This window comes from Peribacillus asahii, from assembly GCF_003570725.1.
Classification (GTDB): Bacteria; Bacillota; Bacilli; order Bacillales; family DSM-1321; genus Peribacillus; species Peribacillus asahii.
Window position 1 is genome coordinate 25,768 of record NZ_QWVS01000011.1, and the last position, 24,751, is coordinate 50,518.

Genomic DNA, 24,751 nt, shown 5'->3' on the forward strand with positions numbered 1-24,751 from the left:
ATATCTGAAACGGAAGTCCGAAGGGTGGTAGAAGCGCCAGTGAATAGGTACCTTATTCAGGGGAGGTTTGATTACTTATAAAAAACTGAGAAATGAGAGAGTTCAGCTCATGTATTATAGATGGTAGATTCCTATCATGGTGGATTGCAGTATATAATGTCCTTTTTATCATAGGATTGTTTACTTGAATTATGTTAATATTTTTTTCTGTTTGAGAATTTAAATGGCTTTCGAATATTAAAGCACTCCCTAATTCAGAAGCAACTAGGCTAATAATTGAGCTGGTTCTGCTAGTTTCAAAAGCAATATTGGGTTTTATATCATTCTGATTGAAAGCAGCCATTGTAATTTGGCGTGTATGATAATTGCTCGGGAAAAAAATCAGAGGCTCTCCGTCTAAATCAGTAAAACTAATTTCTTCTCTATTGCTTAAATGATGATGTAGCGGAGTAATTAATACTAAAGGCTCTTCAAAAACAGGAGTAAACTTTAATACATCTGTATCTTGGCAATTGGAAGTGATTCCAATATGCACATCATATTGCTTTAATGACTCCGCAATTTCCTCTGCTCCCATTTCCTTAATTTTAATAGGGATATGTGGGTATCTCCTTTTAAACTCAGGAATTATTTCACATAACCATGGGATACTAGTTACATAAGCTCCGATGCTAATTTCACCTAAACCTACATTCTTAACATCTTCCATTTCTTTAGTGGCATTTTTCAGTTGTTGTAGAATCTGCACTGAATGCTTATATAATACTTTTCCTGCATCTGTTAAAGTAATTTCTCTTGTATTTCTTTTAAACAACTTACAATCTAGTTCTTGCTCAAACATTTTCATTTGTTTACTGAGAGATGGTTGAGAGATATGTAGCTCCGATGCAGCTCTAGTTATGTTTTTATTCCGAGCTATTGATTCAAAGTACTTTAATAAACGAGTATCCATCATTTTTACCTCCAAAGTATTTCTTAAAGATTCATAGCTTGAGGTTATGGTTCTATAAATAGGAAGTATTGGTATTATAGCACAAAAATCATTTATAGTAATAATTACCAAATGTTTAAAGCAGACAAAAAGTATACACTCATTTTTTATATCCAACACTGAAAGTGTTTCAAATAAAAATACTAAAAATGTAATAGTATTTTTATTGATTGAAGGGGGGATTTGCTTGAATGTTGATGAAGTAAATAACTAACAGTTATCAGTTCATAGATAGTGTTGTGATGTGTCATTGAAGATTATAAGGTAAATTACATTTGATTATGTAAGCGGTTAAATTAGGGTTCTATTTTACATTAAGAAGAGAGATTTCTAGTTTTGTAGTACGAACTCTTGAAAATAGATGAAACAAATCCTTTGTAACAATAAATGAATTATTTTATAACGGAGAATTGGATTTTATTCGTAATACCACATAAAGGGAGGGAGAAATAATGAGTCAAGCGTTAGAAGGCTTACTAGTGTTAGATCTAGGACAAATATATAATGGTCCATACTGTTCCTTAATGTTAGCTTATCAAGGAGCTAAGGTAGTTAAAGTGGAACCAATGGATGGTGAATCTCTACGGAAAAGAAGAAAAGATTGCCATGAGTTTTTAATGTTTAACTCCAATAAATTAGGGATTACATTGAATTTAAAAACAGAGGAGGGGAAAGAGCTTTTTTTGGATTTAGTCAAAAAAGCAGATGTAGTATTAGAGAATTATGCTAGAGGTGTGATGGATCGATTAGGGCTCGGTTATGAAACGCTGAAAGAGGTTAATCCACGTCTGATTTATGCAACTGGTAAAGGGTACGGATTAGAAGGTCCTTATGCAGATTGGCCTGCTATGGACATCACTATTCAGGCAATAAGTGGTGTGATGAGCAGCACAGGATTTCCAGATGGACCACCAGTAAAAGCTGGACCTGCCTTTTCGGATATAATGGGTGCTATTCATTTATTCGGTGGAATTACTACAGCTCTTTATCAACGAGAAAAAACGGGCAAAGGACAATTAGTAGAAGTAGCTATGCATGATACGATGTATCCTGTTTTAGCTTCACCATTGGGAGGCTTCTATAGAAGCGAGGGTACGTTACCAGAGCGAACTGGGAACCGTCATAGCGGATTAGCCATTGCACCTTATAATGTATATCCAGTGAAGGATGGTTATATTGCTATCTTTTGTGATGCTCAACGACACTGGGAATCATTGGCGAATCATATTGGTCGAGCAGATTTGCTGGAGGATTCACGTTTTCGAACGAATGTAGATCGTGCTAAGAATGTAGAGGTTATTGATAAGATATTAACGGATTGGTTAGCCGACAAGAAGAAGTGGGACATAGTGGAAGGTTTCTATGAAGCGCGTATTCCATCTGCACCCGTCTTATCTATTGCAGAAGTGGCTGATGATCCACATTTAATAGCCAGAAAGATGATTGTTGAGATTGATCATCCAGAAAAAGGGAAAATAAAGGTTCCGGGTTCTCCTATACGATTATCCGACTCTCCATTAGATGAAGTGGTACCTGCACCTTTATTAGGCCAGCATACAGATAAAGTGCTAATGGAGTATGTGAACTTAAATGAAGAACAACTTAGTGACTTACGTAAAAAACAGGTTATTCAATAAAGGCTCGCGAAAGAATAAATATAATCTGTAAGAGGGATGTGAAGGGAGAATTATGACGTCAACAATAATAAATCAAATAGAAGACCATGTTCAAATTATCACCTTGAATAGACCGGAAAAGAAGAATGCGTTTAACACTGAAATGATTGAAGCGTGGGTTGAATCTTTAGAACAGGCACAGCAAAATGATGACGTACATGTAATAGTTATTACTGGTGCTGGAGATGCCTTTTGTTCCGGAGGTGATGTAAAAACAATGAATGAGGGGAAAGACTCTCCCTTAGATCATAAACATAGACTTTGGAAATTTATTCATCGTGTTCCATTGACTCTGAAAAAAATGGATAAGCCTGTGATTGCGGCAATTAATGGTCCAGCAGTAGGAGCAGGATTGGATATGGCTCTTATGGCGGATATCAGGACAATGGCAGATACAGCTAGAGTAAGTGAAGGATATGTAAAGGTAGGGCTTGTTCCCGGAGATGGTGGAGCATATTATTTGCCTAGATTAGTAGGAGAGGCAAAGGCACTGGAGCTCTTATGGACCGGTAACTTTATCGATGCAGAAGAGGCTCTGCGATTAGGATTGGTAAACCAAGTATATCCACGAGAAGAATTTATGGAAAGAACATTAGAGTTGGCCAAACAAATTGCATCCGGCCCTCAAGTAGCAATTCGAATGACTAAAAGGGCCGTTAAACAGTCACTAAAAATGGACTTAGAATCATCGTTAGATCTCATTTCCTCTCACTTTGCTATTATCAAAGAAACAGAGGATCATAAAGAAGGCGTGCTAGCATTTTCTGAAAAAAGAAAACCAAAATTCCAAGGGAGATAGCATTGTTTTAGAAGCTTGATTCAATATAAAACTAGTATAATAAAAATTTTTCGAGTAGTAAGCATCGCATAAAAAGCTATAACCATAAAAGAAAACTGCAAAGATAATAGAGAAATATATATGCTTCTAAAAAAGAGGGGGTGCAGTGATGGGAAATGCTGTTTTAGCATTACTAGTTTTTATAGGAATTATCATCTTTTGGAATGTCTTTCTGAAAAGAAATATTGGAGAAGCGATGTTTTTTGGTTTTATAGGGACTGCGTTGTTTGGTGGGACCCAGGCTCCACAGTTAATATGGGATGGATTGGTGTATGCCGCCACATATGAAGTAATGTATGCAGCATTGGCATTTGTGTTTATGTCTTATTTAATTGACAGGACAGAAGTGCTAAGTGGGATGCTACTCATTCTTAATTCTATATTTGGACGTCTTCCTGGCGGAGCTGCCTATATAGATACAATAGCCTCAGCTGCAATGGGTACCTTAGCCGGATCAGGTTCAGCTAATACCGCGGCTACAGGGGCTTTTACAGCTCCATGGATGGTGAAGACAAATTGGAGTCGTGAATTAGCCGCTACAGTAGTAGCTGGAAATGGGGGATTGGGAACAGCTCTTCCACCTTCGAGTTCTATGTTTATCATGTTAGGTTTTGCACCTGTTGCTGCCTTGGTTTCAGAAGTTAACATATATGTAGCCTTGTTCGTAGCAGGAGCCTATCAAGTGCTATATAGAATAATTTTAATTATGTATCTTGTACGAAAACACAAAATTAAGGCAGTTTCACCTGAATTTGTTCAACCATTAAGCCATTCATTACGAGCCGGTTGGAAATCTTTGTTTATTTTTCTAGGAGCTCTTATTCCAATGATTATTACCATTGGACCTGTTTCAGAAATGCTAGCAGCCAACCCAAATATAGGGGAGGAAGCGATAGGGAGTATATCATTAATCACGTGGATTCCTATTTTAATCATATTTATCGGATTAATAGTAGGTTGGACAAAGCTGCCAAAAAGTTCAACGGATTGGTCTAAATTTTTAAACAATGCCATTCCTCGTTTCGCTTATATTGGTGCTATTTTATTATTTGCCTTTGCTGCAGGAGAAGTTCTAAGTAATTTAGGATTGGCTGAAGATTTAACAACCTTAATGGAAACGCTTTCTATATCAAAATGGTTAATGGTCGCGATTATAGGGGTATTAGTTGTTTTAGTAGCAGGCCCCCTATCTTCTACTGCCACTTTAACTGCAGTGGGAATGATTTCTTTCTCTGCGCTTATTTCAGTAGGAGTCCATCCAGTTGCCGCGGTCATCTGCATCCTTGTATTCGCAAGTACAGAAGGTTCTTCACCACCTGCTTCTGGTTCAATATTTATTTCTGCTGGGTTAGCGGGTGCCGACCCGAAAAAGATGTTTGTTCCGTTAATTGCTTATTACGTGGTCCCAATTTTTATCATTGGATGGTTAATTGGAATGGGAGTATTACCTCTCCCAATACATTAATAAGAGAGGTGAAATGATGAGAAAAACTTTTCAATTTTTATTTAAGGTTAGCTGCGTATTATTTTTGTTAAGCGGTTCCTTGCTAGTTATTGGACAAATGGTAGGCCTTCTTTTACTTAATGGGGATCTTATCATTTTCAGTGCAGATACTTTTGGAAAGCCTACGTTTATTTTGAGTACCTTTGCTGGATTATTTGGTTTTGCATTGAATTATATTCCTAATACTGTGCCGGTAGATAATTCGGAACCAATAACACAACAAATGGAAAATAGTCAGTCTACACCAACTTAATGTTTAAAAATCCATATTTCATTATTATTTGTAAGCGTGTTCAAATAACAAGTTAAGGTTTGATTGTTCTCAGATAAAGACAATTTTTCTATTAACGTAATATTTTAGTAGTTTATATACTTTAATCATATAAATAAGGAGTGAGAGGAAATGGATTTTACATTACCTGATGAAATAGAAATGCTACAGAAGTTAGTTCGTAACTTTGTAAAAAAAGAATTAATGCCATTAGAACATTTAGTAATAGAGAACGAAGCTAATCGAGGTTTAGACAATTCGCCGTTACTTCCTCCTGAGATAGAGGAAAATTTGCTTAGGAAAACAAAGGAATTGGGATTATGGGGATTAGATATTCCAGAGGAATATGGTGGGACAAATTTAGGGTTTTTAGCTAAGGCTGTTGTGATGGAGGAGTTATCTAAAACCATAGTTCCTTTTACTTTACCTCCAGATGCACCGAATGCTCACTTTTTAGCTGCTTGCTGTACAGAGCAACAAAAAGAGCGTTATCTATTACCGTACATTCGAGGAGAAAAGAGATCGGCTATCGCAATTAGTGAACCAAATGCAGGCTCCGATATTGGCGCTATGCAAACAACCGCTGTGAAAAAAGGAGACAAGTGGGTATTAAATGGCACAAAAATTTGGATTAGTCATGCCGATAAGGCAGATTTTATTATAACGATGGCTGTTACGGATCCAGAAAAGAGACAGCGAGGGGGAATCACAGCTTTTTTAGTAGATAAAAACACACCAGGATTAACGATTTCTAAAGGTATACCAACTATTAGTTATCAACATCCATATGAACTTATTTACGAAGATGTAGAATTAGATGAAAGTCAAGTTTTAGGTGAAGTTGGACAAGGTTTTGTTCCTATGGCGAATCGTCTAGGGGTTCGGCGTTTAGAGCTTGCCCAGCGTTCAGTTGGAATGTCAGAGCGAATGCTAGAGATGATGATAGAATATGCGAATCAAAGAAAAACATTTGGCCAATACTTAGCTGACCGTCAGTCTATTCAATGGTGGATTGCAGATGCAGCGACTGATATTCATGCAACACGTCTTATGGCATATCATGCTGCATGGAAGATGGATCAAGGGGCCAAAGATATCCGTCGTGAAGCAGCTATGTTAAAAGTATTTGGTACTGAAATGGCTCAAAGAGTAGCTGATCAAGCTATTCAAATGCATGGAGGAATGGGCTTAGCCAAAGAAATGCCGCTTGAATTTATGTATCGATATATTCGTGTCATCCGTATCCTAGAGGGAGCTTCGGAAGTCCATCGCTGGACAATCGCCCGAGATCTGTTACGTAATGGTATAAGATAAACTACAAAGTCTATCTTATTTAGAAAGTCGGTGCTGTATGGAGACGATAATAGAATGGATCGTAGAAGAAGACATAGATAGTATGGATCATGTCAATAATTGTGTATATGTTTCCTATCTAGAAAAGGGCCGAAAACATTGGTATCAAGAAGCAGGAGCTTCAAAACAAGATTTGAAGAAACAAGACTTAGGAACAGCGGTATTAAAGCTGGATGTTTTATTTCGTAAAGAAGCAAGATTAGGGGAACGCTTATGGATTAAAACCTGTACTGCTCGGTTGGGAAGCACGAGCTTCGTACTTGAACAAAACATTATTAATGAAGACGGAGAAATTATCACAGAAGCCATGGTAACGAGTGTGATGTTTGACCGGATAGAAAGAAAAAGCACAGTAGTAGCGAAGGAAATCTCAAGGTGGTTTATAGAATATGTGATGAAACCATAATGATTTTAATAAAGGATGATAAATTAGAACATAAAATCTATCAATTAAGAAAAGAATTAATCCAGATTGCAGAAAAAACTGGATTAAATAGCCCTGACACTATATGTTACAGTCAGAAATTAGATCAATTTATTACGATTTATCAAAAGACTTCACTTTTAAAAAAGAGAAAATTAAAATATGTAGTTCGAGAGATGAATTCAGTGAAGAATTAGAACTTGTTCGTCATGATAAAATAGGCAGACGAATTCCTTAGGAGTCGTCTGCTTTTCCCTTTTTCCAGTATGATCAAAAGGAATGGGTGTGCTTATGTGACAAAAAGGAGAAAAATAAATAAAAATCTCGTTTTTATATCTACGACGTTGTTTATGGTTAGCATTGCCGGAAGCAGACCGCTTCTTCCTTTGTATGCAGATGAACTCGGTGCAAGTCATGCTGAAATTGGACTCATTGTTGCATTATTTTCTTTTTTTCCATTATTCTTATCTATTCAATCAGGAAGAATGATTGACCGGATTGGAGTTAAAGGACCACTGATTGCAGGTGTTATATTTGGTATTTTATCGATGCTTATTTTAAGCATATTTCATAATTTAGTAGGAGTATATATTTCACAAATCTTTTCAGGTTTCGCTCAACTCGTATTCGTCTTGTCGATGCAAGCATATTCTGGTCAATTTCCAAAGAGTAAATTGCGTGAATATTATATTTCCGTATTTAGTATTGCTATAGCTGCGGGCAGTTTTTTCGGTCCACTCTTTTCTGGTTTTTTAACCGACTTAATAGGATATAGTACCGCTTTTTTAACATTAAGTTTCGCGTTAGCCGGACCACTGCTATTGTCTTTATTTTTTTCAGAGAAAAAAGCGATGCCGATACAAGAGAAAAAGAATGAAAAGAACTCATTTCAGTTACTTCGCATTCCTGATTTAAAAAGAGCGGTGCTGGTCAGTTCAGTCGGGCTGTTAGCAAAAGATACGTATATTGCCTTTTTTCCTTTGTTTGCTGCAGAAAATGGTTTATCCCCTTCAGCGATTGGCGGAATCATTGCGCTGAATGCGGGAGCAGGAATGTTTATCCGAAGCTTTTTGCCATGGGTTTCCAAGCGTGTGGATCGTGATGTAATCATTACTACTTCAATTTTGGTTTCCGGTATCATGTACATGTTGAATCCATTGTCCAATCATATACTCTGGCTGAGCATTTTATCAATCATTCTCGGTTTTTGTACTGGAATTTGTCAGCCATTATCTATATTTGCAACAATTATTGCTTTGCCTAAAGAGCGTGTAGCAGAAGGGTTGGGTCTTCGTTTAACATTTAATAAATTGACCCAAGTTGTAGGTCCCCTTTCATTGGGATCATTGTCCTCTGTATTTGGGATTGCTGGTGTCTTTTATGCGTGCGGCGCAATAATTTTAATAGGTTCTTTACATCCGAACAAGTTTCTTTTTTATAAGAAGTGACTAATGATATCCAGTTTGGAAATAAAGTCAACTACGTTTATTATCGTAAAATCAAATTCGATGGTTAATAAGCTAAGAAAGGTGCCGAAAAAAAGTTTTATGCAATGGCATAAGTTAAATTCTAAGACTTATATTCGAGCATTTAAATGGTTAAGTGAAAGGATAAAAGAAAAGGGTGTAATAACTTTTGCTTCCAATAGTTCATGTTTTGATGGACGTGCAATGGATGGATTAAGAAAAGAACGGGAAATATGTTGGAATAGCGAAGGAGCTATTCTTTTTTGATTGAGGAAAGTTATCATTGAAATCTAAAAAAGATGACTCCGCATAGGAATCATCTTTTTTACAGTGCCTAGCTTTTTTCCAACGTTGTTTCAGTCGATTGGTTTGCAGGCTGTTTTTTATAGATTCGATTGAACAACATAGATTGCCCAATTAAGAAAAGTCCGCCGACTGACCAGTATAGAGGGAGAGCGGCTGGAGCAGAGAATGAAATAAATAGAATCATAATGGGAGAAAGCAATCCCATGAATTTCATTTGTTGCTGCTGTTCTGTAGGCATTTGATGTAAAGAAAATTTGAATTGCAAGTAATAAATAACACCCGCAATAAGCGCCATAATAATATTAGCTTGACCAAGGTTAAACCAAAGAAAGCTATGTGTCGCGATTTCGTGAGAGCTTTTAATCGCGTAATAAACGCCCATTAGAATCGGCATTTGAATAAGCATCGGCAAGCATCCCATATTTAAAGGGTTTACGCCGTGCTTTTGATAGAGCTGCATCATTTCTCGTTGTAGTTCTGCTTTTTTTGTCGCATCTGTTGTTGATTTTATCTTCTCTTGAAGCGTCGTCATTTCAGGTTTTAGGGCGTCCATCTTACCTTTCATCGCCTGTTGAGTTTTATACTGTTTCGCGGTAAGCGGCATAATTAAGAGACGGATTATTACTGTCATGAGTATAATGCTCCACCCGTAGTTACCATGAAATAAAGTCGCATTAAAATCTAAAAGAGATATGATTGGATTCACCAAGAATGTATGAAACATTCCGTCGTTATTGTCAGTGAGTGAGCATCCTGAAAGCAGTGATGTAAAGATTACAGCTATCATAATTTTTTTCAATTGTTTTCCTCCTCAAATTGTTTTTGTATTAAACAATGTGAAGAAGGTTTGTTTTATCTGAATCATCCGGTGCGCTTCTTTGTCGAACTTTTGTAAAAAAGCCTTGAAACATACGGTAGTCAAAATATCTATCAAAATTAATCGGGGTTTGAGCGTGTTTGGCTTGAATTAAAGCTTGATGTTTATGATTTAATTTTGTGCTCTGTGTGTTTAAAAAATAAACAGCAGCAAGAGGAAAGACTAATGTCATAATATAGCCGGCCCATAAAGCCTGTTGAATCGTTTGATAATCAAATCCTATTAATAATTCCAGCATAGGAATCCCTCATTTTTTGATTACATGTTATAGAGGTACTATAACGAATTGTCTTCAAGTCGTCAAACATATGTAAAAATATAACTTATGTCAGCAGACTTAACTGTAAGTCAAAGCCCTTGATTCAACATGTACTTCTTGCCGATAAATTAATTAAGGCAGGCACTATATTTTGGGAAATACATATGGATAAAAGGAAGCTGAATGATGAGGTGAAGAAATGTATCCATATAATCCATATCATGAACAACAGCCTTATATGTATCCACTAATATCGTATGACTATAATCCATATACTCAACCAATAGCAGAAGATTCATTCCGTCCGCCCAACCCGCCACCACGCCCACCCCAAGGAGGATATGGTCCACCACCGGGCCCTCCACCATATGGAGGCGGCCAATATGGTGGTCCTGCACAAGGCGGCGGACCGCCAACAACCCCTCCGCCTGCATTTGTGCCGCAGCTTTCACAAGTATCAACGCAGGCTATAGATGCTCCTTCTATGCGTGGTTGTTTATACCGATATACGTATGTCTGGCTGAGGAATAGACGCTCATTCTGGTTTTATCCAACATATGTTGGCAGAAATTCTGTTGCAGGATACCGTTGGAGAGAAAGTAGTCAGCGCTGGTCGTATTTCGGCATTGATGCCGATGAAATTCGTTCTTTTCAATGTTACTAAATTTAAAAAGCGATCTCCCCTAGATAAGGGGCAGATTGCTTTTTTGATGTTTAAGGAGAGTTTTTTAACAGCTGTTTCCATAAAAGGAGGTTGATTTACTGGAAAAGGCTGTTTATAATCAATGTGTACTATGTTAAGTAGTACACTTGGTACAGTGAGGAGAGGGATGATGTTCGAGTTAGATGTTCGCAGCAGAAAGCCAATTTACGAACAGTTGATGGATAAGTTAAAAGAGCTAATCATCACAGAAGTGCTGAAGGAAAATGAACGGTTGCCTTCAGTTAGAACGTTAGCTCAACAATTAACAATCAATCCCAATACGATTCAAAAAGCATTTAGACAGTTGGAGATGGAAGGGTTCATTTATACGCTTCCTGGGAAGGGAAGCTTTGTTTCATCAGCGAATAGGGTGAGAGATACAGCAAAGGAACAGAAGCTTAAGGCAGAGCTTGCTAAGATTGTGAGTGAGGCTCTTTATTTAGGTATCGATATCGAAGAAATTTATCAAATTATTGAGCAAACACGGGCTGGAATAAGGGGGGATCATCATGATTGAATGTAAACAAGTGACAAAGTTGTATGAAAAGAAGGAAGCGGTTCATGATTTAAATATAGCAATTGCAACAGGGTCAATTTTTGGATTGCTTGGCTCAAACGGGGCTGGAAAAACAACGTTCTTAAAAATGCTAGCGGGTATTCTGGAGCAGGATGCAGGAGATATTCAGATTGATCAGCAGCCTGTGTTTGAAAACACACAGTTAAAGAATCGTTGTGTGTTTATCCCTGATACACCTTATTTTCTTTCTAATTATACGATTTTACAGATGGCTCACTTTTATAGCCGGATGTACAGTGACTGGAACGAAGCGCGTTTTACTCAATTGCAAGAAGTATTTCAACTTCCTATACATAGTAAAATCCATCGTCTGTCAAAAGGGATGCAACGGCAAGTCGCTTTTTGGTTAGCGTTATCAACAATGCCCGATGTGTTAATTTTAGATGAACCATTTGATGGGTTAGATCCAGTTATGCGTCAAAATGTCAGACAGCTTTTGATTCAAGATGTAGCGGAGCGTGAAATGACGATTGTCATCTCTTCGCATAATTTACGTGAAATTGAAGATTTAGCAGACCATGTGGCAATTTTACATCAAGGGAGAATTATTCTTGAGAAGGAATTGGATGATTTGAAAGCTGATGTACATAAAGTTCAATTTGCTTTTAAAGATAAAATTCCAACCGGGTTGTATCGCGGTTTGCATATTTTACATAAAGAAAAACGAGGCAGCGTCGTGATTTGCATTATAAAAGGAAATGAAGAAGGAATTACGGATCATTTTCATTTGTATCAGCCGGATATTTTCGATATGTTGCCGCTGACGTTAGAAGAAATTTTTATCTATGAAATGGGGGATGTTGGGTATGCCATCCAAAATGTCCTCGATTAATCAAGAACTGTGGAAGTATATGTTTAGAGGCTCCGGCTGGATTTCCATTCTATCTATACTAGGGTTACTGTTTGCTTTGCCGCTGGAGCTCTGTATCTCAATCGTAGGAGAACGAACAGATTATTATGGACAAGTAAAAAATTTATTTGCTATTCATAGTACGATTCAATATGCGTTAATGGTCGTTGCTCCTGTGTTAGTTGCTGTCTTTTTGTTTCGCTTTTTACAAGTGAAACAAATGTCTGACTTTATTCATAGCTTGCCTATATCAAGAAAGCAAATTTATGGTCATCATCTTGCTGCTGGTCTTGTTTTTCTACTCGTCCCGATTATAGTAACCGCATTTATTTTATTTGTTTTTTATTGGACGATAGATGTAAGCGGGCTATTTACGTTAAAGGATATCGGAGTATGGGCAACTGTCACTTTTTCGATTGAAGTGCTCATTTTTTCAGTGGCTGTTTTTATCGGGATGATTACGGGATTATCGGCTTTGCAGGCTGTGTTAACGTATATTACGTTACTTCTTCCTGTTGGTTTAGTTATTCTCCTAGGTGCTAATATTCAGTTTTTATTATTGGGATTTTCGGAAAGCTATTATACGAATTCAGTTGTTGAGCGATTATCACCGCTCGTTAAAGCAACTCATTTAGGCGGGGAGAAGCTGCATTCAATTGATATTTATATATATATCCTTGTAGCAAGTAGTTTGTTTTTTGTTTCACTGCTTTTATATCAAAAAAGAAAACTTGAGTATGTGTCACATGCCTTTGTGTTTCCGATTATGAAACCGGTATTTAAATATGGGCTAACAACATGTGCAATGTTACTAAGCAGTGTGTACTTTCATGGTACGACGGAACGTATAGGATGGCTCTTAGGTGGTTTAATAATCGGGGCATTGGCTGGCTATGTAATAGCAGAAATGGTACTGCAGAAAACGTGGCGAATTCAACTCGCATTTACAGGATTCGGATACTTTACGATAGCAGTATGTATAGGTGTCGGCTTAATCAAGCTTGACCCGCTAGGCTTTGAAACGAATATTCCTAATTTAGCACAGGTTGAAAAAGTCTATATTCGAAAGGAACTCGGGAGTTACAGTGATGAGATAAATAGTGCATACGTTGCCTTAAAAGAAGAGCGTAATCTGAAGGTGCTCCAAAATTTACATGAGCAAATTCTCGAGCATGGCAAGAGCGAAATGTTAGCATCGGATCGTCGTTACCAATCTATTTCTTTAAAGTACGAGTTAACGAATGGAAAAAAAGTAGTGCGTGAATATTATTTGCAAAATTATAAAGCTTTCTCTTCTTATTTAAAAAACATCTATGAATCTGAGGAATATAAGAAAAAAGCTTATTCTTTATTAACGACATCTCCAAAGGATGTGTATCGAATTTCTATTTCTGCTAATAGTTATTTAGATAAATCAATTGAGCTGCGTGGTTCAAAGGAAATTACAGAAGCGATTCAAGCGATACAAACGGATCTTTCCAATCAGAGTTATGAAGAAATGCTAAATCCAACTGGCGAGTATGCAGATATTTCGATTGTGTTAGAAAAAAATCGTTTTATTCATCTATCATGGAAAGCTTCTATGCAACATTTTACGGAATGGATGAAGAAAACAGGGAAAGACAATGACGTACGGATTCTTCCGGAGGAAATCGATTATATGCTCGTGCAGCCATATGATTCGCAGGTAGATTACTATAATGAGAGGTTTGTACCAGATAAGAATGCATTAAAAATAACAAATGGCAATCAAAAGGAAGCGGTATTAAATACGCTAGTGTCCAATACAGGTGAAAGCTATATTGTTGCCGTTTATTATAAAGAAAGTAATGAAATAGATATTAAGGGACTATCGAATGAATACGCACCTGCTTTTATTAAAGAGCATTTTAACCAATGAGGGGAGAGAGAGAATGAGCGAGGGGAAAGTATCGGAGGAATGTAGTTTTACTTCCACCTATAAAAAGTTTTATAAGCGGCTCTATTACCTTACTTTAGCGATTATTAAATGCCCTCATTTAGCTCATGATATTACGCAGGAGACGTTTATTAAGGCTTATTATAAAAAAGATACGATTGTCGATATGGATAAGGTGGGTGCTTGGTTATCGACGGTGGCGACAAGAACAGCGATTGATTTTTGCCGGAAACAAAAGCGGATTTGTCAGGTTTTTCAGCAAGAATTAATGGAGGGGATGGGCTGCCATATAATTGTTGAATGTGAAATAGAATTAAGTTGTTTAAAGGAAGATTTATGCAGGCAAGTAATGAAATTGGCCGATAAGCAACGTGAAGTATTATTATTGAAGGTGAATGGCGGGTTGAAGGAAACAGAGATCGCGGACGTTTTGCATATGAAGCCGACGACGGTAAAAGTAAACTTATATCGAGCTCGAAAGCAGTTGAGACGAGCATTAACGGCATAAAGTAAGAAGAGGGATACGGCTCATATAGAGCTGTATCCCTCTTTAAGTGTTTGTTTCATATAATGTTTAATTTAAATTATAATTTCACAACGTTTTTAGCTTGAGGTCCGCGGTTGCCTTCTTCGATTTCGAATTCAACTTCTTGGCCTTCATCTAATGTTTTGAAGCCTTCACCTTGAATAGCAGAGAAGTGTACGAATACATCGTTTTCGCCTGGCACTTCGATGAATCCAAATCCTTTTTCGCTGTTAAACCATTTTACTTTACCTGATACTGTCATACGATAAATCCTCCTAAACATTAACAAAAGATTAATGGTGACACTTTTTTTCTTAATTATAGAAAAATAGGCATTCACACATTAGCAAAAACCTTCAATCTTCTTTCAGAAGATGTTTGATAATATGTGAATTTTTTGATTAAATGGTAAAACCTATTATATTGAATTATAAACTAAAATATTCGAAATAACAACAAATAAACGATTTAATATCTAAAAAATTCCATTTATTTTAAATTTAGTAAAGAGTAAGACTTTAATATATAAGTAGAAGAAATTTTTCTTTTATTGTATACAGGATTGAAAAATATGTGCTTGTCGACATTTGAAACTCTTTTTTTGGCAAAATGCATTTTAGGTGTACATCTTTTTTTCGCTCATGTTAAAATGGAAAGGTTGAACAGGCTATTGTGCATAGTTAAGATAACAGTTGTACAATCAATTGTTTACCGTACGATTTTAAGGCTCTATTCTATAAAGATGAAATGTAACATCATACTATACATGAAATGTAAAACTTTGATGAACGAAAGGAAAAAATTATGCCAACTTTACATGATCAGGTTCAATCAAGAAGAACCTTTGCTATTATTTCTCACCCGGATGCCGGGAAAACGACATTAACAGAAAAATTACTATTATTCGGTGGTGCGATTCGTGACGCTGGTACTGTTAAAGCACGAAAAACAGGGAAGTATGCGACAAGTGACTGGATGGAGATTGAAAAGCAGCGCGGAATTTCCGTTACATCATCGGTTATGCAATTTGATTACAATGATTTTCGTGTGAACATCTTAGACACACCTGGTCACCAAGATTTCAGTGAAGATACGTACCGTACATTGATGGCTGTAGATAGTGCTGTCATGGTTGTCGATTCAGCAAAAGGGATTGAGGACCAAACGATGAAGCTATTTAAAGTTTGCCGAATGCGCGGAATTCCGATTTTTACCTTCATTAATAAAATGGACCGTCAAGGAAAGGAACCTCTAGAATTACTCGCAGAGCTGGAGGAAGTACTAGGCATTGAAACATATCCAATGAATTGGCCGATTGGGATGGGGAAAGATTTTGTAGGTATCTACGATCGATTTAACAATCGGATTGAGCAATTTAAAAGTGAAGATGAAACTAATCGTTTCCTTCCTTTAAATGAAGAAGGCGAGTTAGAAATCGAACATGAATTACAGGAATCTCCTCTTTATGAACAAACATTAGAGGAAATTATGTTATTAAGTGAAGCGGGAAATCAATTCTCAGAGGAGAAAATCGCTAATGGTACATTGAGTCCTGTGTTCTTCGGAAGTGCGTTAACGACATTTGGTGTACAAACGTTTTTAGATGCGTATTTACAGTTCGCTCCAGCACCGCAAGCGAGAATGTCAACGAGTGGGGAAGTGGATCCAGAAAGCGAAGATTTCTCAGGTTTTATCTTTAAAATTCAAGCGAATATGAATCCGAAGCATCGAGATCGAATTGCCTTTTTACGTATTTGCTCTGGGAAATTTGAGCGTGGTATGAGTGTAAACTTAAGTCGTACGGGTAAACCAATTAATCTGTCTTCTTCTACACAATTTTTAGCTGATGACCGAAATACGGTAAATGAAGCGGTTAGCGGAGATATTATCGGGCTGTATGATACAGGGAACTATCAAATTGGGGATACGATTACAACGAGCAAAGAGATGTATCAGTTTGAACGTTTACCTCAATTTACGCCAGAGCTATTTGTTCGGGTTACGGCTAAAAATGTCATGAAGCAAAAGCATTTTCATAAAGGCATTCATCAGCTTGTTCAAGAAGGGGCTATTCAGTTGTTTAAGACCGTACGAATGGAAGAGTATCTATTAGGTGCAGTCGGACAGCTTCAATTTGAAGTATTTGAGCATCGAATGAGAAATGAATACAACGTCGAAGTGTTGATGGAGCGAATTGGCAGTAAGGTGACTCGTTGGGTAGAGGCAGATAAAGTAGATGAAAATCTACATAGCTCACGAAGCATTCTTGTGAAGGATCGATATGACAAGTATGTATTTCTATTCGAAAATGATTTCGCTCTACGTTGGTTCGAGGATAAGAATCCAGATATAGAATTGTATAATCCAATGGATATAAAGTGAACCTTCCATCAGTGGGGGTCTTACTGCCCGTTAAGAGTGGGATAAAATAAGTGTTTAATTTAAAGCTCATGTATAGCAGTTTGCATGAGCTATTTTTTGTTGGCGTTGATTACAAATGCTATTGATTTTTTATTTATTTAGGTCTAAAATCATAGGACAGGACATACCATAGTTAATTATTTGATGGAAAATAGTTATAAAGTCGTTGTTTTTATGGTTTTTATACGATTCTGCATGTACAATTAATAATAGGTAGAGCAGTTATATACGGGGGCCTTTATAATGGACAAGATGTGTTGTAGTTCATGTGACTTAATGTTTGTTTTTAGAGAGGAAGGATATTTATTTCTTCATGGGATGGATGACATGGAAAATATGTATCCAGAAGCTATTAAGGCAAATGGCGGATTGTATCTCTCTTATCGTTCCAAAGAGGGCGTGATGGAACAAGTACAAACAATCCTTTCAAAATTAGATAGATGCGATCACATAGAAGGGAATCTAGTTCAAGCAATATGTCAGCCGTCTATTATGTACTCGCTTCATCAATTATTACAAAATATAAAAGAACATGACATGATTCAAATTATTCGTCAGACGGAATTTATCAGCTTCTTTCAGCCTATTGTTTCGTTGTACAGTAATGAAATCATTGCCTTTGAAGCTTTATTACGAGATCCTTTAGCTAGAGTTTCACCTGGCCGGTTGTTTGAAGCTGCCCAAGCTACAGGACTGCATTATCTATTAGATATGAAAGCAAGGAAAACAGCCATCCAATCTCGAATGGGTGTTATCCCTCATGGAATTAAAAGTTTTATCAATTTCTTACCTTCAACCATTTATAATCCAGCATTCAGTGTAAAAAGTATTATCCAACACATTGAGCGCCATCATGTACGACCAGAAGATATCGTATTTGAGGTTGTTGAAACAGAGGAAATCGTAGACATAGATCATTTAAAAACAATTTTTAGTGTATATAAACAGGAAGGGATTAAAGTAGCGCTAGATGATTTCGGAAGTGGTCATTCGACATTAGAAGTGCTAATGCAGCTTGTTCCAGATTATGTGAAGATTGATCGAGCACATATCATGAACTGCCATCAAGACCTAACTAAACAAAAGAGATTAATTGAACTAGTTAATATTTCTAAAGAACTTGGGATAACGTCGCTTGCTGAAGGGGTTGAGCGAAAAGAAGAGCTTGAATTTTGTCGTGATATTGGTATTGAACTGGCTCAAGGCTATTATCTTGGCAAACCAGAAAAAACACCCAAAGTATTAGTGAGTGTATAACATAGTTATTTAGGAAACAATTCTTTTCTCGTTTGAAGTTGCAGGTTTGCGCTGTTAGTCTATCATAAAAAGTAACAGCCAGTAAGTGTTTACTGGCTGTTATGTATCTCCTCCACAATCTTTGGAGTGCTATTTTCTTTTTCTTCGAGTAGATTCATACGCATAATGATATTTTGAAAGATTCCCATTGAAATCATCATGAGCAGCAATGAAGTTCCTCCATAACTAATAAAGGGCAAAGTGATTCCTGTAATTGGAATTAAGCCTATTACTCCGCCAACATTGATAAATACTTGAATGCCGATCATTGAAGAAATTCCAATTAATAATAGACTTCCAAAAGGATCCTTGCATTTAGCGGATAGTATAAATCCACGCAGCACGATAAATCCAAGAGTAAGCAATACAAATCCTACTCCAAAAATACCTAATTCCTCAGAAATAATTGCCAAAATAAAATCGGTATGTGCCTCTGGAAGATATCCATATTTCTGTACACTATCGCCTAGACCTACCCCTGTTAATCCTCCCGATCCAATGGCAAGAAGTGAGTTAACAAGCTGATATCCATCATCACCAGCTTTACCAAAAGGGTCCATAAATCCTGTGAAACGAGCTATTTTATTATCGGAAAATACATTCGATAAATTTCCTGTAATAAGTACAACTAGAGCGAAAATACCCGCAAAAATCAGGAAGATAATTGTAAGTTTGCTTAAGCTCTTTAGCGTCATTCCGGAAGAGACAATGATTGTACAGGAAATGAAAAAGATAATGGCTGCTGACCCATAATCGGGCTGGGCAGCAATCAAATAACAAATCCCAATGAGAAACAAAATCGGCGGGATGACTGCTTTATCAATATTGTTAATACGATCTTGTCTTTTTCCGTACATAGCGGCAAGATAAATAATCATCGCTAGCTTCGCGAATTCCGCTGGTTGAAACGAGCTAGATCCTATTCTAATCCAACTTTGAGCCCCGCTTGAAGCATGACCGAATAAATCGACGGCGATTAATGAGCCTGCAATACCAAACATGAGAAACATGAGAAACTTTTTATTTTGATAAGCTTTATAAGGAAAAATCATCGTCGCAATCATGGCTACAAAAGAGAGGATTAGTGCCATCTTTTGCTTGTCATAAAAATAATCCATTGGGTAGTTGTAACGCCCTACAGCTGTAATCATGCTAGAACTGTACACCATAACGAGTCCGAATAAGCAGAGTAGCACAATAGCGATAAAAATTGGATAGTCGTAGGCTTTAATTATTCTTTTCACCTGTGCGTTCACCTCTATTTTACATATGAGCGACCAAATCGCCCTTCTCTATAGTAACGGAAAACTGCCTGTAATGGTAAAAAAAATTCCTCTAAAATCATATTTTCGCCAAGAAGGGGCAAACTTCCTTTGGAAAATGAAATTTGAGGTTTTTTTCTTTGAAATAGCGTGAAGGTGAAATGTTTTATACAATAAGCTTAGCGGATATAGCTGATTTTTTTAATAATATGAACAAAGTTATATAATGGAGCTAAGATGAATGATGACAGACGAGGATGAGGGATACATGGTGCAGCAACAAATGAAGTGGAATGTATATGCTCCAGCAACTGGTGAGAAGATTGCTGAGCTGGAGGAAACGTCGCTTGACTCCATTCCTAAGCTATATGAACAATCACATAAGGCCTTTGATATGTGGTCAACACTTTCTATTTCGAAGAGAATTGAATATATTCGGCGGTTAAGGCTTTTAATTGTGGACAAGATGGATAAGCTTGCTGACATCATCTCGAAAGATACAGGAAAGGTCAAAACAGAAGCACTTGTGGCAGATTTAATGCCAACGCTTGATGCCATGCTGTATGTTGAAAAGCATGCTGAAAAGTTATTTAAACGAAGAAAAATGAAAACACCTTTATTATTAATCGGGAAAACATCATATGTGGAGTATATGCCAAGGGGAACTGTACTTGTGATATCCCCGTGGAACTATCCTTTTCAACTAGCGGTAACTCCTATGATTTCTGCCCTTGTTGGGGGGAATACAGTCATTGCGAAGCCTTCCGAAGTAACTCCTCTAGTTGGTAAAATGATAGAAGAATTATTTGTAGAAGCTGGTTTTTCAGAAGGTGTTGTTCAATTCGCTCATGGTGGAAAAGAGTTAGGTGCGGCACTTACAGAACAAAAGCCAGATTATATTTTCTTTACAGGCTCTGTGCGAACAGGAAAGATTATTGCAGAAGTGGCGGCAAAGCAATTGATTCCAACGACACTTGAGCTAGGCGGGAAAGACCCGATGATTGTTTTTCAAGATGCTAACATAGAGAGGGCTGTAAATGCAGCTTTATGGGGAGCATTTACAAACAGCGGCCAAGTATGTATGAGCGTTGAACGACTTTATATAGAACGTCCGATTTACGAACAATTTCTGACGCTATTGAAGAAAAAAGTAGCCTCCTTAAAACAAGGAGATTCGCTGCATGATGATGTTGGTTCGATGACATTCCCTGCCCAATTGGATATTGTAGCCGATCATATTCGGGATGCTCTTGATAAAGGAGCAAAGCTTGAAATAGGGACCGCACCTGACGAATGGGAGCAAGGTACGTGTTTTATCCAACCTTCACTTTTATCAAATGTGAATCATACGATGAAAGTAATTAATGAAGAATCCTTTGGCCCCCTGCTGCCTGTTATTCCTTTTGATACAGAAGCAGAGGTAGTTCAGCTTGCAAATGATAGTGCATACGGTTTAAATTCAAGCGTTTGGACCTCTGATGAACATAGAGCAAAGCGGATTGCGGCGCAATTAGTGACAGGGGCTGTTAATATTAATGATGTGCTTGTTTCAGTTGCTAATCCTCATTTACCGTTTGGCGGTGCGAAACAGAGTGGGATTGGCAGCTATCATGGTGAAGGTGGCCTTCGTATTTTTTGTCATGAAAAAGCAATTGTACATGATTCAGGGAAAAAGTCCGCTGAAATTCAATGGTACCCGTATGAGGGTAAATATACCCATTTCCTTTCGCTTTTTCAACAGTATTTCGCTAGGAAAATCAGTTGGGTTTCTTTTATAAAGAGCTATCGACAATTACTTAAATTATCGAATTTTAAGGATAAATAAGGAGAATTTCCCTGTTTTTTCACAATCAATTAAAAAATACTTGTGTTATAGAAAGGTATATCATATACTACTAATATATTAAATATGATTTTTCCTTAATCAAAGGGGAGTAGCGTTAGGGTTCGCCCTAAAACAAAGTCGTCATTACATGGATGGAGACATTCATCGGCTTTGTTGACATGACTTCATGTTCAGCAAGACCTTTGCCTATTACGGCAGAGGTCTTTTTGTTTTGCCGAATGCCGATAGGGGGGAAAGACATACTGACTATTGGAGGGAAAAGTAAATGGATGCATCACTATTATTGGAATACGGCTGGGTTCTTCTCGTATTAATTGCCCTTGAAGGACTTCTTGCCGCAGACAATGCAGTTGTTATGGCTGTCATGGTAAAACATCTACCAAAAGATCAACAACGAAAAGCGTTATTTTATGGATTATTTGGAGCGTTTATATTCCGTTTTGTCAGCTTGTTTCTTATCACATATTTGGTTAATATATGGCAAATTCAAGCGGTTGGTGCCTTATACTTACTATTTATTGCTTTTCATAATATTTATAAAAAGTATTATGGGAATGAGCTGGATGTTGCGCCGAAAGCGAAAGCCACTTCTGGCTTTTGGATGACTGTTTTAAAAGTAGAGCTTGCAGATATTGCCTTTGCGATTGACTCCATGCTTGCAGCTGTAGCGTTAGCAGTAACCCTTCCTGAAACAGGATGGTTCAAAGTGGGCGGCATTGATGGCGGACAGTTTTCGGTGATGTTCTTAGGTGGAATCATCGGCCTAATTATTATGCGATTTGCAGCTAATGCGTTCGTGAAAATATTGCATCAACGACCATCACTTGAAACAGCAGCCTTTTTGATTGTAGGTTGGGTTGGCGTAAAGCTGGCTGTTCATACACTTGCTCATCCGTCATTAGGAGTCATTAATGAACACTTCCCAGAATCGATTGTATGGAAGTCGATTTTCTGGACTGTGTTACTTGGAATTGCAGTTGGAGCTTTTCTATTATCCGGAAAAAAAGACAAACAGGACAAAAAAGACAAACAAATACAAGAAGTCTAAATAACAATTCAGGTGTCTGATATGGCGCCTGGATTTTTTTTTGAATCGAATATCCCCATAAAAAAATCTGCTATCTCGTATTATTATAGGGAGTTCGGATAAAGAGGAAACACCTAATCTGAAAAATGGGCATTCTTTCTTATGTTTCATAATGGAAATATCAGTTTGTTTTGAAAATAGGACTTTTGAAACTGTGATTCACATCTGCTCCGCTTAAGATTAATATATTGACCTTATGTTTAATGGTCAAAAGGAGTGAGATGTACGCATGATAGGTTTTTTATTTACAGCATTGAAGAAAAAACGTTCATTAGAAGAGTGCGTCATCAAAATTCAACAAGGTGACACGAAGCTTCGAAATGACACGATCGATTCTTATAAGCCTTTTATTGCTAAAACAGTTTCAAGCGTTTGTAATCGATATATTCATGAATCAGATGATGAATACAGTATTGGTCTGATTGCTTTCAATGAAGCAATTGATAAATATTCATGTGAAAAAGGAAAGTCTTTGCTTGCGTTTGCTGAGGTTATTATTAAGCGCCGAGTGATTGATTATTTAAGAAGTCAGTCAAGGAATAAGGAAGTGATTTTGGAGTCTGTTTGGAATGAAGAGGGGGGCGATGATTCATTTCTCGATGATCAGAATTCCATCCAGGCATTTGAACAGGAGCAAGAAACATTAAAAAGAAGAGAGGAAATTCTTCTTTATAATCGTCGTTTACAGGAATTTGGCTTATCTTTTCAAGAATTAGTTCATCATTCACCAAAGCATATAGATGCTCGTTTAGGAGCGATTTCTATTGCAAAGACATTAATGGATGATGAGGAGCTAAGAGAACTTTTGTTTATGAAGAAACGGCTTCCGATTAAACAATTAGAAGAAAAAGTACGAGTGAGTAGAAAAACGATTGAACGACATCGTAAATATATTATTGCGATGTGTATCATTTTAAATGAAGAGTTTATGTACTTAGCGCATTACATAGAAGGGGTGACTCAGCAGTGAAAAAGGGTATAGTTCTATCAGTGACTAAACGACATATTACGTTGTTGACCCCAGAAGGTGAGTTTGTCAGAAGAAACCGGGATAACGGAGTGTATGAAATTGGTGATGAAGTAACGATTATCCCAGTAGAACGAACGTTTCCCATTTCTTCTAAGAAAATAGCCGTTATTGGTACGTTTGCCTCTGCTTGTCTTCTGTTTTTCTCAATTATTACTGTTCAGCCCTCGGCTCATGTCTCTGCTTACATGACGATTGATGTAAATCCTAGTGTTGAAATAGGTGTAGATGATGATTTAGATGTGATTGAACTAAAGGGATTAAATGATGATGGAAAACGTGTCGTGAAGGAATTGGGTGTATGGGAAAATAAAGAGCTTTCGACGGTGACTGAAAATATTGTTACTAAGACAAAGGAACTAGGTTATCTGAAGGGTTCTACACGGAAAATTGTCGTTTCCACAACCATGATCGAAAAGAATAAGAAGGTCAGTCAGCAATTAAATAAAGAGCTGCAGCATATGCCCAAGCAATGGCCGATAAATCGTACAAAAGTACAAGTTATTCAAGCGACAAAAGAAGAGCGTAATGAAGCGAAAAGACAAGGGCTCTCAACAGGGAAATATGTTGAACAAAAACGGGAGAGTCAGCAAAAGAAGATTCAAACGAATCAAGACAATCAATCACAAGAGAAAAGTCAAATAACGAATACTCCTATTCAGAAGACTGAAGAGAAAAAGACGGCTCAGCCTTTACAAACGAATCAGGAAACAAAACAAGCAACAAATGAGAAATCTTCTAGTCAGTCGGGGTTGAAGGATAATCAAAAGTCAGTAGAAGTGGAGAAGTCTAACAAAGAAAAGCTATCTTCATCAAAAAAAGAACATGTAGTGAAAAAAAGAGAAAGAGAACAGCAAAAAGTACAACGAGAAAAAGAGAAGGAACAGCAAAAAGTACAACGAGAAAAAGAGAAGGAATGGCAAAAAGTACAACGAGAAAAAGAGGAGGAATGGCAAAAAGTACAACGAGAAAAAGAGAAGGAATGGCAAAAAGTACAACGAGAAAAAGAGAAGGAATGGCAAAAAGTACAGCGAGAAAAAGAGAAGGAATGGCAAAAAGTACAGCGAGAAAAAGAGAAGGAACGGCAAAAGGTACAACGAGAGAAAGAGAAGAACTGGCAAAAAGCGCAACGAGAGAAAGCGCAACAAAAGAAAGAGCAGCAAAGGAAAGTACAACAAAAGAAAGAGCAATAAAAGAAGAGAAATCCCATTGAGGTAATGAAGGTAATCACAAAAAGAAAATAATGATGGAGAGAAGCATCGTCATAATGATT

Annotated in this window: 24 protein-coding genes and 1 riboswitch; of the genes, 19 read left to right on the top strand and 5 right to left on the bottom strand. The window is 37.2% G+C overall.

Annotated features, from left to right (window positions below; genetic code table 11):
* Positions 1-52: 52 nt before the first annotated feature.
* Positions 53-955, bottom strand: coding sequence for a LysR family transcriptional regulator (locus tag D1953_RS05095; protein WP_119116083.1), 903 nt, complete (start codon positions 953-955; stop codon positions 53-55).
* Between the two features lie 488 nt (positions 956-1,443).
* Here D1953_RS05095 and D1953_RS05100 point away from each other — a divergent pair, with 488 nt between their 5' ends.
* The 8 genes from D1953_RS05100 (at position 1,444) to D1953_RS05135 (ending at position 8,505) form a co-directional block, all read left to right on the top strand.
* Positions 1,444-2,628: a CaiB/BaiF CoA transferase family protein gene (locus D1953_RS05100; protein WP_119116084.1), complete on the top strand. Its 1,185-nt coding sequence runs from the start codon at positions 1,444-1,446 to the stop codon at positions 2,626-2,628.
* Positions 2,629-2,680: 52 nt separating this feature from the next.
* Positions 2,681-3,466 (top strand): enoyl-CoA hydratase/isomerase family protein, encoded by a 786-nt coding sequence (locus D1953_RS05105; RefSeq protein WP_119116085.1) that lies wholly within the window; start codon positions 2,681-2,683, stop codon positions 3,464-3,466.
* Positions 3,467-3,614: 148 nt separating this feature from the next.
* Positions 3,615-4,970 (top strand): TRAP transporter large permease subunit, encoded by a 1,356-nt coding sequence (locus D1953_RS05110; protein ID WP_119116086.1) that lies wholly within the window; start codon positions 3,615-3,617, stop codon positions 4,968-4,970.
* A 13-nt stretch (positions 4,971-4,983) separates the two neighbouring features.
* Positions 4,984-5,262, top strand: a complete 279-nt coding sequence (locus D1953_RS05115; protein ID WP_142920439.1) for a hypothetical protein — start codon at positions 4,984-4,986, stop codon at positions 5,260-5,262.
* A 150-nt stretch (positions 5,263-5,412) separates the two neighbouring features.
* Positions 5,413-6,594: an acyl-CoA dehydrogenase family protein gene (locus tag D1953_RS05120; RefSeq protein ID WP_119116088.1), complete on the top strand. Its 1,182-nt coding sequence runs from the start codon at positions 5,413-5,415 to the stop codon at positions 6,592-6,594.
* Between the two features lie 37 nt (positions 6,595-6,631).
* Positions 6,632-7,039: an acyl-CoA thioesterase gene (locus D1953_RS05125; RefSeq protein WP_119116089.1), complete on the top strand. Its 408-nt coding sequence runs from the start codon at positions 6,632-6,634 to the stop codon at positions 7,037-7,039.
* Positions 7,039-7,254, top strand: a complete 216-nt coding sequence (locus D1953_RS05130) for an aspartyl-phosphate phosphatase Spo0E family protein (RefSeq protein WP_119116090.1) — start codon at positions 7,039-7,041, stop codon at positions 7,252-7,254. Before D1953_RS05125 ends, D1953_RS05130 begins: the two co-directional genes overlap by 1 nt.
* Before the next feature lie 96 nt (positions 7,255-7,350).
* Positions 7,351-8,505, top strand: a complete 1,155-nt coding sequence (locus D1953_RS05135; protein ID WP_182480507.1) for an MFS transporter — start codon at positions 7,351-7,353, stop codon at positions 8,503-8,505.
* Positions 8,506-8,857: 352 nt separating this feature from the next.
* On the opposite strand, the gene yidC is transcribed toward D1953_RS05135, so the two are convergent.
* Both yidC and D1953_RS05150 read right to left on the bottom strand, forming a co-directional pair.
* Positions 8,858-9,616 (bottom strand): membrane protein insertase YidC, encoded by a 759-nt coding sequence (gene yidC, locus D1953_RS05145; RefSeq protein WP_182480515.1) that lies wholly within the window; start codon positions 9,614-9,616, stop codon positions 8,858-8,860.
* 40 nt (positions 9,617-9,656) lie between these two features.
* On the bottom strand, positions 9,657-9,944 hold the full coding sequence (locus tag D1953_RS05150; RefSeq protein WP_119116093.1) for a hypothetical protein: 288 nt from the start codon (positions 9,942-9,944) through the stop codon (positions 9,657-9,659).
* Positions 9,945-10,164: 220 nt separating this feature from the next.
* Between D1953_RS05150 and D1953_RS05155 the strand changes: the two genes are divergently transcribed.
* The 5 genes from D1953_RS05155 (at position 10,165) to D1953_RS05175 (ending at position 14,521) form a co-directional block, all read left to right on the top strand.
* Complete coding sequence (locus D1953_RS05155; RefSeq protein ID WP_245979926.1) at positions 10,165-10,629, top strand: hypothetical protein; 465 nt, start codon at positions 10,165-10,167, stop codon at positions 10,627-10,629.
* A 169-nt stretch (positions 10,630-10,798) separates the two neighbouring features.
* Positions 10,799-11,185: a GntR family transcriptional regulator gene (locus D1953_RS05160; protein ID WP_119116094.1), complete on the top strand. Its 387-nt coding sequence runs from the start codon at positions 10,799-10,801 to the stop codon at positions 11,183-11,185.
* Positions 11,178-12,077 (top strand): ABC transporter ATP-binding protein, encoded by a 900-nt coding sequence (locus tag D1953_RS05165; protein ID WP_119116095.1) that lies wholly within the window; start codon positions 11,178-11,180, stop codon positions 12,075-12,077. The genes D1953_RS05160 and D1953_RS05165 overlap by 8 nt, the downstream gene beginning before the upstream one ends.
* On the top strand, positions 12,052-13,995 hold the full coding sequence (locus D1953_RS05170; RefSeq protein WP_119116096.1) for a DUF6449 domain-containing protein: 1,944 nt from the start codon (positions 12,052-12,054) through the stop codon (positions 13,993-13,995). The genes D1953_RS05165 and D1953_RS05170 overlap by 26 nt, the downstream gene beginning before the upstream one ends.
* Positions 13,996-14,008: 13 nt before the next feature.
* Positions 14,009-14,521, top strand: coding sequence for an RNA polymerase sigma factor (locus D1953_RS05175; protein ID WP_182480508.1), 513 nt, complete (start codon positions 14,009-14,011; stop codon positions 14,519-14,521).
* 76 nt (positions 14,522-14,597) lie between these two features.
* Here D1953_RS05175 and D1953_RS05180 read toward each other — a convergent pair whose 3' ends face one another.
* A complete protein-coding gene (locus tag D1953_RS05180) occupies positions 14,598-14,801 on the bottom strand; it encodes a cold-shock protein (RefSeq protein ID WP_119116098.1) in 204 nt (67 codons plus the stop codon).
* Positions 14,802-15,343: 542 nt separating this feature from the next.
* Between D1953_RS05180 and D1953_RS05185 the strand changes: the two genes are divergently transcribed.
* Together D1953_RS05185 and D1953_RS05190 are read left to right on the top strand one after the other, a co-directional pair.
* On the top strand, positions 15,344-16,921 hold the full coding sequence (locus tag D1953_RS05185; RefSeq protein ID WP_119116099.1) for a peptide chain release factor 3: 1,578 nt from the start codon (positions 15,344-15,346) through the stop codon (positions 16,919-16,921).
* 282 nt (positions 16,922-17,203) lie between these two features.
* Positions 17,204-18,217 carry an EAL domain-containing protein gene (locus tag D1953_RS05190; RefSeq protein WP_119116100.1) on the top strand — a complete coding sequence of 338 codons (1,014 nt, stop codon included), beginning with the start codon at positions 17,204-17,206 and terminating at the stop codon, positions 18,215-18,217.
* An 89-nt stretch (positions 18,218-18,306) separates the two neighbouring features.
* Here D1953_RS05190 and D1953_RS05195 read toward each other — a convergent pair whose 3' ends face one another.
* Complete coding sequence (locus D1953_RS05195) at positions 18,307-19,500, bottom strand: FtsW/RodA/SpoVE family cell cycle protein (RefSeq protein WP_245979929.1); 1,194 nt, start codon at positions 19,498-19,500, stop codon at positions 18,307-18,309.
* Between the two features lie 259 nt (positions 19,501-19,759).
* On the opposite strand from D1953_RS05195, the gene D1953_RS05200 reads away from it, so the two are divergent.
* The 4 genes from D1953_RS05200 (at position 19,760) to D1953_RS05215 (ending at position 24,671) form a co-directional block, all read left to right on the top strand.
* Positions 19,760-21,343 (top strand): aldehyde dehydrogenase family protein, encoded by a 1,584-nt coding sequence (locus D1953_RS05200; protein WP_245979932.1) that lies wholly within the window; start codon positions 19,760-19,762, stop codon positions 21,341-21,343.
* 92 nt (positions 21,344-21,435) lie between these two features.
* A riboswitch (yybP-ykoY riboswitch) is annotated at positions 21,436-21,536 on the top strand.
* Positions 21,537-21,629: 93 nt separating this feature from the next.
* Complete coding sequence (locus D1953_RS05205; RefSeq protein WP_119116101.1) at positions 21,630-22,412, top strand: TerC family protein; 783 nt, start codon at positions 21,630-21,632, stop codon at positions 22,410-22,412.
* Between the two features lie 268 nt (positions 22,413-22,680).
* A complete protein-coding gene (gene sigI, locus D1953_RS05210; protein ID WP_119116102.1) occupies positions 22,681-23,421 on the top strand; it encodes an RNA polymerase sigma factor SigI in 741 nt (246 codons plus the stop codon).
* On the top strand, positions 23,418-24,671 hold the full coding sequence (locus D1953_RS05215) for an anti-sigma factor domain-containing protein (RefSeq protein WP_119116103.1): 1,254 nt from the start codon (positions 23,418-23,420) through the stop codon (positions 24,669-24,671). Before sigI ends, D1953_RS05215 begins: the two co-directional genes overlap by 4 nt.
* The last annotated feature ends 80 nt before the right edge of the window (positions 24,672-24,751 follow it).